Below are 17,588 nucleotides of genomic sequence, written 5' to 3'. Positions count from 1 at the left end.
AGCGCAAGACAAGACTAGAGAATGGGAGTAACACCGTGACCAATCCACTGGACTACCTGCCCAGCGCAAAAGAGGTCGGCACCTACGACCCGCAAGCGCTGGTGAATAACTTTAGTGATCTTCATCCCCCACTCACCGATCGCCAGGCGATCATCGAAAGCCAGCGCTGCCTCTACTGCTATGACGCGCCCTGCGTTGAGGCCTGCCCCTCGGATATCGATGTCCCAAGCTTTATTCGCCAAATCAGCGACAGCAACATCAACGGCGCGGCAGAAACCATTTTGAAAGCCAATATTCTGGGCGGCAGCTGTGCCCGCGTATGTCCTACCGAAATTCTCTGCGAGCGTAGCTGCGTACGCAATCACGATGCCGAGTGCCAGCCGGTGCTGATTGGCCTATTGCAGCGCCATGCCACCGACAACATGCAGTTTGAACAACACCCTTTTACGCGTGCAGCCTCAACTGGCCAGCATATTGCGGTGGTGGGTGCAGGGCCTGCAGGGCTCTCCTGCGCTCACCGCTTGGCCATGTTTGGCCATCAGGTAACGATTTTTGAAGCCGAACAGAAACCCGGCGGGCTGAACGAGTACGGTATTGCACGCTATAAAATGACCGATGACTTTGCGCATAAGGAAGTCGCATTTTTACTCGAAATCGGCGGCATCGATATACAGTACGGCCAGCGCTTGGGAAGCAATTTAGCACTGAGCACGCTTCGCCAGCAGTACGACAGCGTGTTCATAGGCCTAGGGCTGGGCGCCAGCCGCGCTTTAGGCCTCACCGGCGAAGAAGCACCCGGCTTAATGCCGGCGGTTGAATATATAAAAACGTTACGCCAAGCCACTGACCTGGGCAGCCTACCCGTTTCCAAACGCTGCATTGTCATCGGTGCGGGCAATACCGCCATTGATATGGCCACGCAGATGTCTCGCCTAGGCGCCACCGAGGTCACGCTGGTATATCGCCGTGGCCTTGAGGCAATGTCCGCCACCGACCATGAACAGGAAATCGCCAAGGCCAACGGCGTACGCATAGTGACCTGGGCACAGCCTGACGAGATTATGCTGGATACCCAAGGGCGCGTAGCGGGGATGCGCTTTGCCAAGACCGTTGAACAAGCGGGGCGTTTAATGCCCACAGGCGAGACGTTTGAACTTGCCGCCGAGGCCATCTTCAAAGCTATTGGTCAGGGTTTCGACGACACAAGCCTAAGCGACGCAACGGCCGCTGAGCTTGATCGAGACGGCGAACGCATCCACGTCGATGAGATGTTTCGCACCTCTTTACCCAATGTTTATGCTGGCGGCGACTGTGTCCAAGCCGGCCAGGACCTTACCGTGCAAGCGGTGCAGCACGGCAAACTGGCGGCTCACGCCATTCATCAGGCGCTTGCCGCCAAGCAGGAGGCCGCATGAACGTCTTAAATAACGCATCACTCTCTTTTCCAGGCAAGAAAAACAGCGGCGATAGCGTGGTCAACGGCGTTGATTTGTCGGTTAATTTTGCGGGCATTAAAGCCCCTAATCCGTTCTGGCTGGCCTCAGCCCCGCCCACTGACAAAGCTTACAACGTGGTGCGCGCCTATGAGGCGGGCTGGGGTGGCGTGGTATGGAAAACCTTAGGAGAAGAGCCCGCCGCAGTGAACGTATCCTCGCGTTATTCGGCCCACTATGGCAAAAATCGCGAGGTGATCGGCTTTAACAATATTGAGCTGATTACCGACCGTTCGCTGGAGATCAACCTTCAAGAAATCACCCAGGTGAAGAAGGATTGGCCCGACCGCGCGCTGATCGTTTCCATCATGGTGCCGTGCAATGAAGAGGCCTGGGCGTATATTTTGCCGCTTGTGGAAGCGACCGGCGCAGACGGCATTGAGCTTAACCTAGGCTGCCCACATGGCATGCCCGAGCGCGGCATGGGCGCGGCGGTAGGCCAAAATCCTGATCTGATTGAAAAAGTCACCTACTGGTGCAAGAAGCACTACTCCAAACCGGTGATTGTGAAACTGACGCCCAACATTACCGACATTCGCGTGGGCGCTCAGGCGGCACTGCGCGGCGGTGCTGATGCGGTATCGCTAATCAATACCATTAACTCGATTACCAGTATCGATCTCGATGCCATGGTCGCCAAGCCTACGGTGGGCCATCAAAGCACTCACGGTGGCTACTGCGGTAGCGCCGTGAAGCCTATTGCCATGAACATGGTGGCTGAAATTGCCCGCGACCCGGCGACCCCCACGCTGCCTATCTCCGGCATTGGCGGCATTTCCAGCTGGCGGGATGCGGCGGAGTTTATCGCCCTAGGTTCGGGTAGCGTTCAGGTATGTACTGCGGCAATGCTCAACGGTTTTCGCATTGTGGAAGAGATGAAAGATGGCCTTTCACGCTGGATGGCAGACAAGGGCTACGACTCGATTGAAGCGTTCTCCCGTAAGGCGATACCGCATACCACCGACTGGAAACATCTCGACATCAACTTCAAAACCATTGCCCAGATCGATCAAGACCTGTGCATAGAGTGTGGCCGTTGCTATATCGCCTGCGAGGATACCTCCCACCAGTCGATTGCCAAGCTCACCGAGCAGGACGGCGCCCGCCGCTACGAGGTGATTGAAGACGAATGCGTGGGCTGCAACCTGTGCCAAATCACCTGCCCGGTAGAAAACTGTATCACCATGGTGCCTCAGGAAACCGGCCAACCCTTCCTGGCTTGGGATAACGACCCACGCAATCCTTTCCAGGTCGCCAGTTAAAACGACTTAAACGGCCTAACGCCACCGCTCTCACTGCTCAAGAGCGGTGGCACTTATTGCAACACACCGTTCCTTCAACAAATAGCGACAAAGCACGGCATCCTTGAGAACATGAGAAACTATCGCATATGCTATTTTTTCTTATAAATGTTTTTTTTATAAAGGAAGCCTGATGACGTCTTCGCTTTTCTCCCCCATTTTTACAAAAACGCTCGCGGCAACGCTGCTTGTCTCAATCGCTGCCGCCGCTAATGCCGACCAGCGCATCGCTACGTTTGACCTAGGCAGCCTGGATACGCTTGATGCGCTCGGCGCCAGTGAACAGGTAGTCGGTCTTCCCAAGCAGAGCCTGCCTGATTATTTATCGGCATATAGCGGCGATGCTTATACCGACTTAGGTGGACTAAAAAATCCTGATTTTGAAGCCATTGCGGAAAGCGAACCAAGCCTAATCCTTTATACCGGCCGCCAAAGCGACTGGGAAACCGAGTTAGCAGAGATTGCTCCACTGCTGAATACCCGCTTACAAGGTGATAATTACCTGGCATCCTTCGATGAAAATGTTCGTCAGATCGCAAGTCACATAGATGCCGAAGCGCATGCAGAAGAAGCCCTCGAAGCCCTACACGCCGATATTGAAGCCCAGCGCGAAGCGCTCAGCAACGCACCGCGTACGCTGGTAGTGACCCACAACGGCGGCAACTTGATGCTTAATCAACATCCGGTAGTGCATGACGTATTGGGCGTTGCAGCCCTGGAGATGCCCGATAGCGTTACCAGCGAAACCCGTGGCACGCGTACCTTCACGCCGCTTTCCCCTGACGCGATTGCCGAGATTGCCCCAGACGTGGTGCTGGTGATTGACCGCAGCGCGGCGATTGGCGACGAGCCCGCTAACGCAGAAGCACTCGCACAAGCGCTTGACGATGCTGGAGCCAACACGAAACTCGTACTGCTCACACCCGCGCTCTGGTACCTCTCAGGTGGTGGCCTGCAAAGTTTGAAGCTACAAATCGACGAGGTTGTCAACGCTCTGTAAATTGAGCGCTTACTCATTTCAGCTGAGCCCCTGTTCTTACTTAGGCAACACAGGGGCTTGTTATCAAACGATGCCCCAGCACCTAACCACTGGGCATAGCCTTTATGGCACATCTCTTGCTTCGTATATAGCCAGCAGCTAACCGGCTGTGGGCTTACATCGGGGTACACTGCCATGCACCACTCTGACTATCCGCTCAGCGAAGTTCCTACTAGCGCCCGCAAAGGACTGTTTTCCACCGCTGTGATTTTGCTGGGCTTCACCTTTTTCACCGCCACCATGTGGGCTGGCGGCACGCTGGGCCAGGCCTTTCCTATCGGCCAACTGCTATGGATCATTCTGATAGGCAACTTACTGCTGGGTGCTTATGCAGCAACGCTTGCTTATATCGCCTGTAAAAGCGGGCTTAACTCCGTTCTTATGGGGCGCTTCTGCTTTGGCGAGAAAGGCAGCAAACTCTCCGACTTCATCCTTGGTTTTACTCAAATCGGCTGGTACGCCTGGGGCACGGCTACGATTGCGTTAGTGTTAGTACGCACCACCGGGATGCCTGAATGGCTGGAAATCCCCTTAATGGTGCTATTTGGACTGGGTTTCTGCATAACCGCCATGATTGGCTACAAAGGCATGGACTGGCTTTCGCGTTTCGCCGTGCCAGCGATGATGCTGTTTATTATGATGAGTCTATTCACCGGGCTGGTCGATATACGAGGTATAGCGGGATTAAGCCAGCAAACGCCAACGGAAAGTATGAGCATAGCCGCCGCCATTACCGTCATCATCGGAACGTTTATCAGTGGCGGCACCCAGGCCACCAACTGGAGTCGTTTCGCTCAAACACCAAAAATTGCCGTCATCGCCACCTTAGCGGCATTTTTTATCGGCAATGGCTTAATGGTACTCACCGGCGCGCTGGGCACCATGATTTATCAGCAGGCGGATATCGTCGATGTGCTGATCGCCCAAGGGTTTGTCAGCATCGCGGTACTCATGCTGTTTTTAAATATTTGGACCACCCAGGACAACACGATCTACAACTTTGCCGTAGCAGGCTGCAATTTGCTGCGCACTGAAAAACGTCGTTTGGTGACAGTAGGCGGTGCGGCCATTGGAACCATATTAGCCGTCGGCGGAATGTATAACCTCCTCATCCCCTTTTTGGTTCTACTAGGCACCTTTATTCCGCCGATGGGCGGGGTGATCATGGCAGATTTCTGGCTCAAACATAAAGGTTGCTACCCAGCGCTAGATAAGGCTCGGCTACCGAATTTCAATCGTCGAGGGCTTGCGGCTTACGCGCTAGGGGCGGGGGCTGCCTATTTCTCACCGCTACTGCCGCCGCTGGTGGGAGTCGCAGTGGCAGCAGGAAGTTACGCCGTGCTGCTTCGTTTAAACCACGCTACGCTGAGCGATAGCCTCCCCTCGACAGCTAAGCCATAAGTGAGCTCTTATATGCAGATCATTAACGCCCGCCTGCGCCAACGCCCCGAGCTATATCGTCTTGAAATAGACAACGGCACGTTTAGCGCGATTACTGCCCAAGATGCACCGCTAACGGCAAGTGAAGGGCAGATCGATGCCGGTGCCAAACTAATTTGCGCGCCGTTTATCGAGCCTCATATCCATTTGGACGCGGCTCTTACGGCGGGTGAGCCCAACTGGAATCAAAGCGGCACGCTGTTTGAAGGCATTGAGCGCTGGGGCGAACGAAAACCCATGCTCACAGAGGCAGATATTCGCGAGCGCGTGCTAAAAACCCTTAACTTACTAATTGGCAACGGCGTTCAGCATGTGCGCACCCACGCCGACACCAGCGACCCAAGCTTAGTAGGAATAAAAACGCTGTGCGCTTTACGCGATGAGCTGAAGGACAAAATCGACATCCAGGTCGTTGCCTTCCCTCAGGATGGGCTACTTTCCTACCCCGGCGGCGACCGCTTGATGGAAGAGGCGCTGGAGATCGGCGCCGATGTGGTGGGCGGCATTCCCCACTTTGAATATACCCGTGAGCTGGGCGTCGCCTCGATGAAGCGGGTGATTGAGCTGGCGATTAAATATGACCGTTTGGTGGACGTGCACTGCGATGAAATTGATGACCCCAACTCACGCTTTCTCGAAGTGCTCGCCTGTGAAGCACTGTTTAACGATTTAGGCAGCCGCGTTACCGCCAGCCACACCACGGCGATGCACTCCTACGACAACGCCTACTGCTCAAAACTATTTCTGCTGCTTAAGCGCTCGGGGATCAATTTCATTTCCTGCCCGACCGAAAGCATTCACCTCCAGGGACGCTTCGACACTTACCCGAAACGGCGCGGCGTAACCCGCGTCAAAGAGCTAAACGCAGCGGGCATTAACGTCTGCTTTGCTGAAGACTCGATTTTCGACCCATGGTATTCACTGGGTAACGGCAAGCTGCTTCGCACACTCGATTTTGGCCTGCATATCTGCCAGATGATGGGCTATCAGGATTTCAGTCAAGCGCTTTCGCTGATTACCGATAACAGCGCCCGTACGATGAACATCGAAGAACGTTACGGCATTGAAGTAGGCAAGCCCGCCAGCTTCAACCTGCTGGAGGGTGAAGATGACTACAGCGTACTGCGCACCCAGGGCGAGGTACTGCTTTCAGTTCGCCACGGTGAGATCACCATGCAGCGTGAGCCGGCTAAGATCGTCACCCCACCGTGGCTTGGCTAAGGCAATCCCATAAAGATTATTTGACGTCTAATAGATAGCCGTAAAACGCCGTATTGCGCTGCCAGCCCAACGATTCATAAAGATGTTGGGCTCGCTCGTTCTCAACCTGCGTCATCAATATTAGGCGGGGAACGCCATGATCGCGAGCAAGCTGGGTAGCAGCATCCATTAGCGCCCTACCGGTACCTTTCTCACGGCAACCAGGTAATACAAATAGATCATTTAACGTCCAGCGCGCATTCAAGCCTACCGTAGAAACACCGGGATAAAGCTGCACAAAGCCAGTGAGTGTGGTTTCACTGGTTTCACTTACCAAAATGAATGAATCTCCTAATCCCATGCGCTGGTTTAAAAATTCACGAGCGGCCTGCATATCACTCGGCTGCTGATAAAATTGACGGTAGCCATCTAACAGCTCGGTTAAGGCATCCAGGTCATTAATGTTTGCTGCACGAACGATAGTCATCAGGAATCTTCCTTAGATAGCATGCCTGCGTATTCTCTAGGTGCCTACTTATAGTAGTGTAGCGACTTAAACGCTTATCCATACACCAAACAACAGTAGAACACGATGTTCTCAACGGGGTTAATGTGGCTCAACCGCTCTCTTCGCAAGCAGGCTCACACGCATCGCGATGCAAAGCATGGAGCGTACACGCATTTACGGCAAGTGGAGTACTACTTGGCACGATGGCGTTGCTGTCACTGATCGACAACGATCCGGTAGCCTGCCTTCTCTGGTTAGGCGCCGCGATGATGGTGGATGGTGTCGATGGCGCGCTCGCCCGTAAATACGAAGTGAAGGCCATACTGCCCCATTTCGACGGCTCGACCCTGGATATGGTGATCGATTACCTAACCTGGGCCTTTATTCCCGCCTTGTTTATCTACTTCTTTGTTGAATTGCCGTCTTATCTTGAACTGCTGTCGGTGTTCATCATTCTGCTGTCATCGATGTTCTGTTTCTGCAACGTTGGCATGAAGAGTCAGGATAACTACTTCGTGGGTTTTCCTGCGGCCTGGAATATCGCTGCCGCCTATTTCTATATTCTCGATCTCTCACCGTTCATCACGTTTGCCACGATCGTATTGCTGGCCATCCTCACCGTGACAAAGATGAAGTTCCTGCATCCCTTCCGGGTGCGTCTGTTCATGCCGTTCAATATTGCGATCACTCTAGCGTGGTGCGCCTGTGTTACGTCACTGCTGCTCTCAAGCTCCGAGCACGCAGCCTGGGCACTCTGGGGGTGGGGTATTGCATCGGCCTATTTCATTGGTATGTGCTTATGGCGTACTGCCAAAGAATGGTTTGATTGAGAGGTAGGCAACGCATGGCTAACGAGTTTATCGCCCCCGATGGACACCCGCGCTGCTTGTGGTGTGGCGGCGCACCGGAGTTTCTTCCCTATCATGACAATGAATGGGGCTTCCCGGTCGACAACGACCAACGGCTATTTGAAAAGCTGTGCTTGGAAAGTTTTCAATCAGGCTTGAGCTGGCGCACCATTCTTAACAAGCGCGAGAACTTTCGCGCGGCCTTCCACCACTTCGACATTCATCAGGTCGCCCGCTTTAACGAAGATGACGTACAGCGCTTACTGCAGGACGCGGGAATTATCCGCCACCGCGGCAAGATTGAAGCCGTCATTAATAACGCGCAGCGCGCATTGGAAATGATTGAAGAGGGGTCGCTTGCCGCGTTTTTCTGGGGGTTTGAGCCCGCGTTAGATGCATTGCAAGAGCCGCAGTCGCAGACAACATCGCCTGAGTCTGTAGCACTATCAACATCACTCAAGAAAAGGGGCTGGAAGTTTGTGGGCCCGACTACGGCCTTTGCATTTATGCAGGCAATGGGGCTTATTAATGATCATGCCAGCGGGTGCATCACACGAAAGAAAGCAGCCCAGGCACGCAGACTATTTACACGCCCCGCCAACAAACGACACTCGTCGCCGGGAAGCCCGGCGACGAGTGAGTTAGCGCAGAATAAATAGCGGCTAATGCTTAGGGCATTAAGACGCTATCAATCACGTGGATCACGCCGTTAGATTGGGCCACATCAATAACGGTGATGTTAGCGCCGTTACCTTGAGCATCCATGACCATCAGGTTATTGCCGTTACGCACCACGGTCAGGTACTCGCCCTGTACGGTTTGGAAGGCAACGGTACCGTCGTTCTCCATCACTTCTTCCCACAGTGCATCACGGTTTAGATTACCGGGCACCACATGGTAGGTAAGAACAGTCTGCAATTGCTCAATATTTTCAGGTTGTAACAAGGTATCTACTGTGCCGGCAGGCAGAGCCGCAAAGGCTTCATCCGTCGGGGCAAATACGGTAAATGGGCCTTCACCCTGTAGCACATCCACCAGCTCAGCGGCCTTAACTGCTGCGACTAGCGTGGTATGGTCGCCGGAGTTAACGGCATTCTGAATGATATTGCGCTCAGGCAACATGCTAGCGCCACCAACATTAGTGGGGCCATGATCCGCCAAAGCAGCACTGGTCCATAAAGCGGTTGCACATAGGCTAGCAGCAAGAAGTTTGAGTTTCATTCGGGCATCTCCTGATGATCATTATTGGTTTGTCATTAAAAGGCCCCTTTAATGCAGGCTCACCAATGTTTACGTGGCTAAGATCTGTGTGGATGCACAATTCTCACAAAAAAATTCTAGCCAACTGACTCAGTACGCTTGCCTTCAACGCGCGACTCGCCAAGACTGGTGGATCGGTTCGTTCTGCAGAGATCCTGAATGTTAGACGCGACTCAACGTCATCAATACCTGATCGACCAGCTCAATGGCTGTGCGCATGGCAATCGCCAGGCCCTCGAACGCCTCTATCGTGCCTCATCGGCGCATCTGTATGCGCAGTTGCTGCGTATAGTCAGAAACGAGAGCGCTGCACAGGACTGCCTACAACATGTGTTTATCAAGATATGGCACGCTGCCGATCAATATGATGAAACGCGGGCTAAGCCGATGACGTGGCTGTCAACGATGACCCGCAACATTGGTATTGACTGGTTGCGACGCCAAAAACCGCAGGATGCAACCGCTAATGAGCCGTTGCTGGAAACACTGTTTAGCACCGATGATCCTGAAGACGACAGCATGAGCGCACAGCAGAACAGCAAGCTCCAAGACTGTTTAGACACGCTTAGCCGTCAGCAGCGCCAAGTCATGGAAATGGCCTTCTTTCAGGGGCTAACCCACAGCGAACTGGCCGACTCCTTAGCCCAGCCACTGGGTAGCGTCAAAAGCTGGATTCGCCGTGGACTCGAGAGGTTAAAAACATGTCTGACCAGTGGGATTTAACCAGTGCTGAGGAACGTCATCTAGCCGCTGGCGAGTACGTACTAGGAGTGCTGGACAGCGACCAAAAAGCACGCTTTGAAGCGCTGCTTGCTGTCAGCCACGACGTACGTAATGACGTAGACAACTGGCGCGAGCATCTGCAGCTGTTTAATGAGCGCCTTGATCCTAAAACGCCACCAAAAGAGATTTGGCAGCGCATTACCCATGCGACGGGGACGCGTACCACCCCGTGGTGGCAGCGCTTAGGTGCCTGGCAGGCGATGGCTGCCAGCTTTGGCGCGATCGCCGTTGCATTGGGACTGCTATGGCAACAGGCCGCGCTGACGATGATTCCTTCCGGGGAGGCCGTATTCGTCGTTCAGGATGAATCACAAACGCCGGGATGGATTATCAGCGCAACCGCCGATGGAGAGCTGCTCGTTCAGACTGTGCAACCGACCCAACTGGGCCGTGAACAAACGGGTGAGCTGTGGCTAATCGCCGACGGCACGCCAGTTTCGCTAGGCCTTTTACCCGACCAAGGCAGCCAGCGCTTGCAGCCGAGCGCTCAACTACGCGAGCTGTTATTCACTGCCGATTTAGCCGTCAGTATTGAGCCTCATGGAGGCGCACCCGCTGGGCAGCCCACTGGCCCCATTATCGACCATGGCCGCTTAACGCCGGTGCGCGGCAGCACCATTAGTTTATGACACACGGCTACGTTATAGCGCAGACAGGCCATGTTCATGCTGCTGCGCCTCTTCCACCATGTCTGCGGCAAACTCCCCCACTGTACGCACGGCATCCTCTATAACCGGTGTTAGCGTGAAGGCATAGTTAAGGCGCAGACACTGGCGAAATTTTCCAGAAGCTGAAAACAGCGACCCTGGTGCTACGTGAATTGCACGCTTGGCTAAGCGCTCGTTAAGCTTCACGCAGTCCACCGCAGCAGGCAACTCCACCCAGAGCAAAAAACTCCCCTGTGGGTAGCTAATGCCCGAACCTTCAGGAAAGTAGCGCTGCACCCAACTGATCATAATATCCCGCTGGCGCTGATACTGGCGGGTAGCATAGCGAAGGTGGCGTTCGTAGTGACCTTTAGCGACAAACTCCGCCACCGCCAGCTGTGGCAACGTGGCCGACGCACCGGTCGAGACGTACTTCATATGCAGCGCCTGATCGCGATAACGGCCCGGCGCCAGCCAGCCTACACGCAAGCCAGGCCCGACTGTTTTGGAAAAGCCACTGCACAGCATCACCCGACCATCGTCGTCGAAGGATTTCACGGTGCGTGGTCTTGGCAGACTAAACGCCAAATCACCGTAGATATCATCTTCAATAATAGCGACATCAAAGCGTTGAGCGAGCTGAAATAAAGCCCGCTTTCGCGCCTCGGGCATGGTGTAGCCCAATGGGTTATTGTGGGTCGGCGTCACCTGTATCGCACGGATAGGCCACTGCTCCAGCGCCATTTCCAATGCTTCTAAGCTGATACCCGTTTGCGGATCCGTGGGAATTTCCAGCGCTTTTAAGCCGATCGCCTTGAGAATTTGCATGGTGCCATAAAAACTGGGCGAGTCCACGGCCACCACATCACCAGGCTGTGTGAGAGTGCGCAGCGAAATGGACAGCGCTTCCTGGCAGCCAGTGGTCACCATAATGTCGTCAGGGTGCAGCAAGCAGCCGGAGGCAATCGCCAGCCGAGCCACCTGCTGACGCAGCTCGGGGCTGCCGCTCAGCTTGTCGTAATTGAATCCCATTAAGTCATTATGGCGATGTAGGCTGGCAAGAATTTTTGACAGCGGCTGCAGCGTCTCATACTCAAGATTCGGCACGCCACGCCCAAGCAACAGCCGCGCATCATCCCGCTGGGTAGCGACGAGTTCCAGCACCTGATCCCATTGAGAAACGTCCAATGGGCGCTGCGCGGGTCGCGACATGGACGGCAGAACTGGCGGCACCCTGCTCGGCAACACGAAATAACCCGATTTAGGCCGTGACTCAATCAACGCCACGTCCATTAATTGCCGGTAAGCTTCCTGCGCAGTGGAAATGCTAACGCCTAACTCTTGGCAAACCGCGCGAATAGAAGGCAAACGATCGCCCACACGATAAATACCGTGCTCGATACGCTCCTGTAACGCACTGGCAACTTCTTCATAACGCGTCACGGCAGTGGCTCCTCGCTGTCGCTGCAACAATACAGATAGCTATTTATAGCCCATACAGAGTGATAAAACACTTCATCTGTATCTTTATAATATAAATTTCTATATCTGTATCGTCATAGCGACGCTGAGTAACCTAATGAGGCATATCGCATTCAAGGAGCACCGTCATGCTACGCCTCAACCTTACTCAGCTTCGCTACCAGTTAAGCGCCACGTTACGAAAATACCATCAGCGCCGTCGCAGCCGCCGCCAGCTACTGACACTTGATGACCGCTTGCTAAAAGATATTGGTATCAGCCGCGCCCAGGCAAAAAAAGAGAGCCAAAAAGCCTTTTGGAAACGCTCACTTTAAAGGGAGAACGGTATGAAAACCGTTGAGTACTATTTACTCGATGTATTTACCGACCAGCCGTTTGCCGGCAACCCATTGGCCGTCTTTCTGGAGGCCGATGGGCTGGCGACCAGCACTATGCAGGCCTTGGCCAATGAGCTTAATCTTGCTGAAACGGTGTTTTTAGGCGCGGCTGCTGGGCCGAATCACTACCCGATGCGTATTTTCACGCCCACGCGTGAGCTGCCTTTCGCCGGACATCCCACGGTAGGCACCGCGCGCCTGTTAGCAGAGCTGAACCTAGTCAACCCTGCGCAAGAGGTTGTTCTACAGCCCCCTATCGGCGAGCTAATGGTTAGTTATAAACAGGGAAGAGCCACCTTTACTACCGCTCAGCGGGCCAAGGTCATGGGCAGCACTATTGATCATGCCACCGCGGCTAAGCTCCTCGGATTGGAAAGCCACCAGGTGATTGGCAGCCCCGTATTTTCGTCCTTCGGACTACCCTTTCATCTGATCGAGTTAGTCGATCATGAAGCGTTGGTGCGCATCAGCATCGACAACGCACTATGGGAAAGTTCGGTGATGACGAGCAGCGCAGAGCAGGTCTACCTATACGTAACGGAGCCATCAAACAACACAACCATCCAGATCAGCAGCCGTATGTTCTGTATGCACGCGAGTATCTGTGAAGACCCGGCCACCGGCAGCGCCGCAGCCGCCTTAACGGGCTATTTGGCCTCACTCCAGCCAGATGCCTTGCAGTGCACGATTCATCAGGGCGATGAAATGGGGCGGCCCAGCGTTATTCATACCGCCGCCAATGGAGAGATCGAACCTGGTTTCGTCACGGTTGGCGGTAATGCCGTCGTAGTGGGTCAGGGCACATTTAAACTTCATCAATAGGGCGTACCCAGCACGCCCTGCCCCGCTCATTCCCCCAAGCGCTGCCGTAGAGACCGATCAGGCTATCGTCACGTCGGTAGAGAGATAGACATCCTGAATCGCATGCAGCAGATCAACGCCTTCCTGCATCGGTTTTTGGAATGCTTTGCGCCCAGAAATCAGGCCCATTCCCCCCGCACGCTTGTTAATAACCGCTGTGCGTACTGCATCGCCAAGATCAGAGTGCCCTTTGGAGCCACCGCCGGAATTAATCAAACCCGCACGGCCCATAAAGCAGTTGGCTACCTGATAACGGGCCAGGTCAATGGGATGATCAGTCGTCAGCTCGCTATACACTTTATCGTGGGTATGCCCGAAGCCAACCGCGTTGTAGCCGCCGTTATTCTCAGGCAGTTTCTGTTTAACGATATCCGCTTTAAGGGTGGCGGCCATGTGATTGGCTTGACTGGTGAGGTCAGCCGAGGCGTGATAATCGTTGCTACCCTGTTTGAACTCAGGATTACGCAGGTAAGCCCACAATACCGTCACCATTCCCAACTGGTGGGCGCGCTCGAAAGCCTCGCTAATCTCCATGATTTGCCGACGGCTCTCGTGAGAGCCAAAGTAAATCGTCGCCCCCACTGCCACGCAGCCCATGTCGTGGGCCTGCTCCACATCGGCAAATAGCGTCTGATCGTATATCGCCGGGTAGCTCAAGGTTTCGTTATGATTGAGCTTTAACATCATTGGAATCTTATGAGCATAACGTCGCGCTACGGAAGAGAGTACTCCTAGCGTTGAAGCCACGCCGTTGCAGCCTCCTTCAAGGGCTAACTCGACAATATTGGCCGGGTCAAAGTAACGCGGGTTAGGCGCGAAAGAGGCGCCTGCCGAGTGCTCAATGCCCTGATCTACCGGCAACAGGCTGAGATAGCCAGTGCCTGCTAAGCGGCCATGATTAAAGAAGCTCTGCATATTACGCAGTACCGCCGGGCTGCGGTCGCTATCGGCCATCACGCGGTCAATAAAATCAGGGCCAGGAAGATGCAAGTCCTCACGACGAACTCCCTGGCACGTATGGTTAAGCAAGCTATCGGCGTCACTGCCTAGCAGAGCGGGTAAATCAATCATGATGAACTCCTTGAGGGATTTCGTAACAAAAAGTAAGCACGGATCAGATACTGCTTTAATAGAGCCTAGTCTTTCAATAGAGCATAGCGGAAACCCCACCGCAATCAGGCAACGCCTGGTTTCCCTGCGGTTGACAAAGCTACGACTAAAGGATGAAAATACAATCACGAATGAGTTTTAGTCGCAAATAAGACTAATCCTGATAACTTTTCGCTCTCACCTGGAAACACCTTCACAATGCCCGCGTCTTCGCCGCTTGCTGCTCCGTTGGCATCCACCTATCGGCGCTTCATTGTTACCCGTTTGCTGATTGTCGCGGGGTTAGCCATAGCGTTAGCGATATCGCTGCTCGCTGATATTGCCAGTGGCCCTGCGAATATCTCAGTGACTGATTTAATCGCACTGCTATTGGATCCTCATGCTCAAGGGCCGATTCAGCAAGCCATTGTTTGGGAAATCCGCCTCCCTGCCGCACTCATGGCAGTGCTGGTAGGCGCAGCGCTGGGGCTGGCAGGGGCAGAAATGCAAACGGTGCTGAATAACCCGCTGGCCAGCCCGTTCACGCTAGGCGTTGGTGCGGCGGCCACCCTAGGCGCTTCGCTGGTTATTGTTTTCAATCTCACCTTGTTTGGTTTAAACGCCCACTACGCCACCGCTTTAATGGCATTTATGTTTGCGGCGGCGTCGATGCTGACTATCAATGCTTTATCTCGTCTCTACGGCGCCAGCCGTGAGATTATTGTGTTATTCGGCATTGCGTTGGTATTTGTACTCAACGCGCTGGTGGCACTTTTGCAGCTCATCGCTAGTCCCGATGCGCTACAGCAATTAGTGTTCTGGACGATGGGCAGCCTCTCACGCGCCTCTTGGGACACGGTGGCCATCGTGGCAGTGGTATTAGCCATTTGTATGCCTTTCTCGTTGCGCAGCGCCTGGGCAATGACGGCACTGCGCTCGGGTGATGAACATGCGCGCAGCTTCGGGATTGCGGTTGAGCGTTTGCGACTTATCTCGCTACTTAGAGTGAGCCTGCTCGCCGCTGCAGCAGTCGCGTTTGTGGGCACCATTGGCTTTATTGGGCTAGTCGGCCCGCATATGGCACGCCTGGCATTGGGTGAAGATCATCGCTTTTACTTACCGGGCAGCGCCTTGGCGGGGGCGCTGGTGCTATCGCTCGCGTCGATCGCCAGTAAAACGCTGGTCGATGGGCTGGTGCTGCCTGTGGGCTTAGTAACCTCGCTGGTAGGCATTCCCTTCTTTATGGCGTTAATCATGCTGCAGGGGCGCGCGCGATGAAAGCAGGCTTTACGCTCAGCAACGTCACGACCGGCTACCGCAAACGGCGCGTTTTCGAGCAGCTAAGCTTGCCCACACTGCCACCCGGTTCACTGGTCGCAGTGTTGGGGCCCAATGCGGTGGGTAAATCGACCCTGTTAAAAGCCATCGCGGGCTTACAGCCAGCCAGCGGACGTATGCAGCTTAATGATATCGACCTCACCACCCTCAGTGGCGCCGCGCGGATGCGTCATGTGGGCTATCTACCGCAAACGCTCCCTCAGGCCACCACGTTAGTGGCCTACGAAGCGGTACTGAGCGCTTGTCGTGCCGTGCGCCCCGACCTAAGCCGTACAGAGATAGACACGTTAATCGAGCGCGTTTTCGATGCACTGGCCATTCGCCCGTTAGCGTTGCGCCCGTTGAGTGAGCTCTCCGGCGGGCAGCGTCAGATGGTTGGCCTAGCTCAGGCGATCGCCCGCCAGCCCGCACTATTACTACTGGATGAGCCCACCAGCGCGCTAGATTTGCGCTGGCAGCTGGCGCTGATTGATACCGTGCGCTCGGTAATAGCGGAGCGTCAGGCGGTCTGCCTAATGGCTATCCACGATATCAACCTCGCCCTACGCTTTTGTGATCAAGTGCTGCTATTTGGTAACGGGGGGCTACTGGCTGCAGGCGATCCTCACGAGGTGATCACCCCCGACGTGCTGCACACCGCCTATGGGGTCGAGTCCCGGGTCGAGCGATGCTCGCTAGGGCGGCCACTTGTGCTCAGTGATCGCGTCAGCGAGCCATTGTGATGTTTATATCAACAACCACCATTTATGATCATCCGATGCGTCGCTTGGCTATTAATTTTCTGTATTGGATGAGCCTGTTAATCGCTGCCGCTTGCTGGGCAACCGATTCACAGGCGGGCGATTCTAAAGACTTTCCTAAAACACTGACTGATCTTGCTGGGCGTCAGGTAACGCTTTCAGCACCGCCCACACGCTTGTTTCTTACCCAGCCACGCCAGCTTTATGCCTTGGCAACACTTCTAGATGACCCAACACCGCGCTTAGCGGGCTGGGCCTATCCGCTGGCCGTATTTGACCCCGCCATGGCTCAACGGTTTCTCACCCAGTGGCCTGCGCTTGATCAACTGCCCGCTCTTTCAAGCGCGCCGACACCCCAACTCGATAGCGAAGCGCTGCTTAATCTGGCCCCAGACTTAGTACTGCTTGATCTCGCGCGCGCTAGTAACTTCGAAGGCTCTCCGCTGGCGCAGCTACTGGACGAGCTAGGTATTGCCTACCTGTTTATCGACTTTAACCGCCACCCGCTGGAGAACACGCCCAAAAGCCTTGCGCTTTTAGGCGAGGCCTTGAACGCGATGCCTCGAGCTAGCGCAATGATTGCCCTAATTGAACAACGCTTGGCGCGTATCGACCAGGGCTTGGCAGACTTGAAGCTGGCGGAACAGGCCGCCGATGCCCCCACCGTGCTAATCAATGTCGCCCCTGGGCTAAAAGTGGACTGCTGCCGTACCAATCTAAGCAACGGGCTAGCCGACCTAGTAGCCCGGGCAGGTGGCGATAATCTTGCCGATGCATTAATTCCCGGCGCATCGGCAACGCTGAGCAATGAATGGGTGCTCAGCCACCCACCCGACGTCATCCTCAATACCGCGGGGCAGTGGACAGCGGGTGATGGTGTGCGCGTTGGACTTGATATCAGTGCTGATGATATCAGCCAGGATTTGCGGCATCTGAGCCAATCGCTTCCCGGCTGGGCGCATCTTAACGCCGTTCAGAATGGACAGTTTTATGCGCTATGGCATGGTTTTCATCAGGGTCCTTTCGCCATTGTAGCGCTCGAACGTATCGTCCAATGGCTCTATCCCGAACACTTCACTGACCTTGATCCGGCCGCCACCTTCAATGCCCTACTACCTATCACGCCAGCGCTAAGTCACGAAGATCACTTTTGGGGCGCACTCAACGCTCCATAATCCTTGG

Annotated in this window: 18 protein-coding genes; 14 read left to right on the top strand and 4 right to left on the bottom strand. The window is 54.6% G+C overall.

Features of this window, described 5'->3' with window-relative positions:
- Positions 1-35: 35 nt before the first annotated feature.
- The 5 genes from ACT3TF_RS07580 to codA all read left to right on the top strand — a co-directional run bounded on the left by ACT3TF_RS07580 (position 36) and on the right by codA (position 6,494).
- Positions 36-1,415 (top strand): NAD(P)-dependent oxidoreductase, encoded by a 1,380-nt coding sequence (locus tag ACT3TF_RS07580; protein WP_096277662.1) that lies wholly within the window; start codon positions 36-38, stop codon positions 1,413-1,415.
- Positions 1,412-2,755 carry an NAD-dependent dihydropyrimidine dehydrogenase subunit PreA gene (gene preA / locus ACT3TF_RS07575; RefSeq protein ID WP_444671935.1) on the top strand — a complete coding sequence of 448 codons (1,344 nt, stop codon included), beginning with the start codon at positions 1,412-1,414 and terminating at the stop codon, positions 2,753-2,755. Before ACT3TF_RS07580 ends, preA begins: the two co-directional genes overlap by 4 nt.
- Before the next feature lie 172 nt (positions 2,756-2,927).
- A complete protein-coding gene (locus ACT3TF_RS07570) occupies positions 2,928-3,794 on the top strand; it encodes an ABC transporter substrate-binding protein (RefSeq protein WP_444671934.1) in 867 nt (288 codons plus the stop codon).
- Between the two features lie 174 nt (positions 3,795-3,968).
- The gene (codB, locus tag ACT3TF_RS07565) at positions 3,969-5,234 is read left to right on the top strand and encodes a cytosine permease (RefSeq protein WP_444671933.1); all 1,266 of its coding nucleotides are present in this window, start codon (positions 3,969-3,971) and stop codon (positions 5,232-5,234) included.
- A gap of 12 nt (positions 5,235-5,246) precedes the next feature.
- Positions 5,247-6,494, top strand: coding sequence for a cytosine deaminase (codA, locus tag ACT3TF_RS07560; protein ID WP_444671932.1), 1,248 nt, complete (start codon positions 5,247-5,249; stop codon positions 6,492-6,494).
- 16 nt (positions 6,495-6,510) lie between these two features.
- Here codA and ACT3TF_RS07555 read toward each other — a convergent pair whose 3' ends face one another.
- A complete protein-coding gene (locus ACT3TF_RS07555) occupies positions 6,511-6,960 on the bottom strand; it encodes a GNAT family N-acetyltransferase (protein WP_444671931.1) in 450 nt (149 codons plus the stop codon).
- A gap of 125 nt (positions 6,961-7,085) precedes the next feature.
- On the opposite strand from ACT3TF_RS07555, the gene pcsA reads away from it, so the two are divergent.
- The gene (gene pcsA / locus ACT3TF_RS07550) at positions 7,086-7,811 is read left to right on the top strand and encodes a phosphatidylcholine synthase (protein ID WP_176483362.1); all 726 of its coding nucleotides are present in this window, start codon (positions 7,086-7,088) and stop codon (positions 7,809-7,811) included.
- A gap of 14 nt (positions 7,812-7,825) precedes the next feature.
- Entirely contained in the window at positions 7,826-8,488 is a 663-nt protein-coding gene (locus ACT3TF_RS07545) for a DNA-3-methyladenine glycosylase I (protein WP_096277651.1), read from the top strand.
- A gap of 10 nt (positions 8,489-8,498) precedes the next feature.
- On the opposite strand, the gene ACT3TF_RS07540 is transcribed toward ACT3TF_RS07545, so the two are convergent.
- Positions 8,499-9,050 carry a fasciclin domain-containing protein gene (locus ACT3TF_RS07540; protein ID WP_096277649.1) on the bottom strand — a complete coding sequence of 184 codons (552 nt, stop codon included), beginning with the start codon at positions 9,048-9,050 and terminating at the stop codon, positions 8,499-8,501.
- A 198-nt stretch (positions 9,051-9,248) separates the two neighbouring features.
- Between ACT3TF_RS07540 and ACT3TF_RS07535 the strand changes: the two genes are divergently transcribed.
- Both ACT3TF_RS07535 and ACT3TF_RS07530 read left to right on the top strand, forming a co-directional pair.
- Complete coding sequence (locus tag ACT3TF_RS07535) at positions 9,249-9,812, top strand: RNA polymerase sigma factor (protein ID WP_096277646.1); 564 nt, start codon at positions 9,249-9,251, stop codon at positions 9,810-9,812.
- Positions 9,791-10,501, top strand: a complete 711-nt coding sequence (locus ACT3TF_RS07530) for an anti-sigma factor (protein ID WP_096277644.1) — start codon at positions 9,791-9,793, stop codon at positions 10,499-10,501. The genes ACT3TF_RS07535 and ACT3TF_RS07530 overlap by 22 nt, the downstream gene beginning before the upstream one ends.
- Before the next feature lie 12 nt (positions 10,502-10,513).
- Here ACT3TF_RS07530 and ACT3TF_RS07525 read toward each other — a convergent pair whose 3' ends face one another.
- Positions 10,514-11,962 carry an aminotransferase-like domain-containing protein gene (locus ACT3TF_RS07525; RefSeq protein WP_444671930.1) on the bottom strand — a complete coding sequence of 483 codons (1,449 nt, stop codon included), beginning with the start codon at positions 11,960-11,962 and terminating at the stop codon, positions 10,514-10,516.
- Positions 11,963-12,129: 167 nt separating this feature from the next.
- Here ACT3TF_RS07525 and ACT3TF_RS07520 point away from each other — a divergent pair, with 167 nt between their 5' ends.
- A complete protein-coding gene (locus ACT3TF_RS07520; RefSeq protein ID WP_444671929.1) occupies positions 12,130-12,315 on the top strand; it encodes a DUF1127 domain-containing protein in 186 nt (61 codons plus the stop codon).
- Positions 12,316-12,327: 12 nt separating this feature from the next.
- Entirely contained in the window at positions 12,328-13,200 is an 873-nt protein-coding gene (locus ACT3TF_RS07515) for a PhzF family phenazine biosynthesis protein (RefSeq protein ID WP_096277638.1), read from the top strand.
- A gap of 57 nt (positions 13,201-13,257) precedes the next feature.
- Here the strand turns inward: ACT3TF_RS07515 and ACT3TF_RS07510 are convergent, their stop codons facing one another.
- A complete protein-coding gene (locus tag ACT3TF_RS07510) occupies positions 13,258-14,310 on the bottom strand; it encodes a class I fructose-bisphosphate aldolase (RefSeq protein ID WP_444671928.1) in 1,053 nt (350 codons plus the stop codon).
- A gap of 237 nt (positions 14,311-14,547) precedes the next feature.
- Here ACT3TF_RS07510 and ACT3TF_RS07505 point away from each other — a divergent pair, with 237 nt between their 5' ends.
- Genes ACT3TF_RS07505 through ACT3TF_RS07495 form a run of 3 tightly spaced genes read left to right on the top strand, consistent with a single transcriptional unit; the run spans position 14,548 to position 17,581 of the window.
- Complete coding sequence (locus ACT3TF_RS07505; RefSeq protein ID WP_301733814.1) at positions 14,548-15,606, top strand: FecCD family ABC transporter permease; 1,059 nt, start codon at positions 14,548-14,550, stop codon at positions 15,604-15,606.
- Positions 15,603-16,388 carry an ABC transporter ATP-binding protein gene (locus ACT3TF_RS07500; protein WP_096277632.1) on the top strand — a complete coding sequence of 262 codons (786 nt, stop codon included), beginning with the start codon at positions 15,603-15,605 and terminating at the stop codon, positions 16,386-16,388. The genes ACT3TF_RS07505 and ACT3TF_RS07500 overlap by 4 nt, the downstream gene beginning before the upstream one ends.
- Positions 16,388-17,581: an ABC transporter substrate-binding protein gene (locus ACT3TF_RS07495; protein WP_444671927.1), complete on the top strand. Its 1,194-nt coding sequence runs from the start codon at positions 16,388-16,390 to the stop codon at positions 17,579-17,581. The genes ACT3TF_RS07500 and ACT3TF_RS07495 overlap by 1 nt, the downstream gene beginning before the upstream one ends.
- Positions 17,582-17,588 lie beyond the last annotated feature (7 nt).

Origin of the sequence: Halomonas sp. AOP25-F1-15, assembly GCF_052378675.1 — a bacterium.
In the GTDB taxonomy this organism is placed as follows: Bacteria; Pseudomonadota; Gammaproteobacteria; order Pseudomonadales; family Halomonadaceae; genus Vreelandella; species Vreelandella casei.
This window is presented reverse-complemented; position numbering and strand designations above follow the sequence as displayed.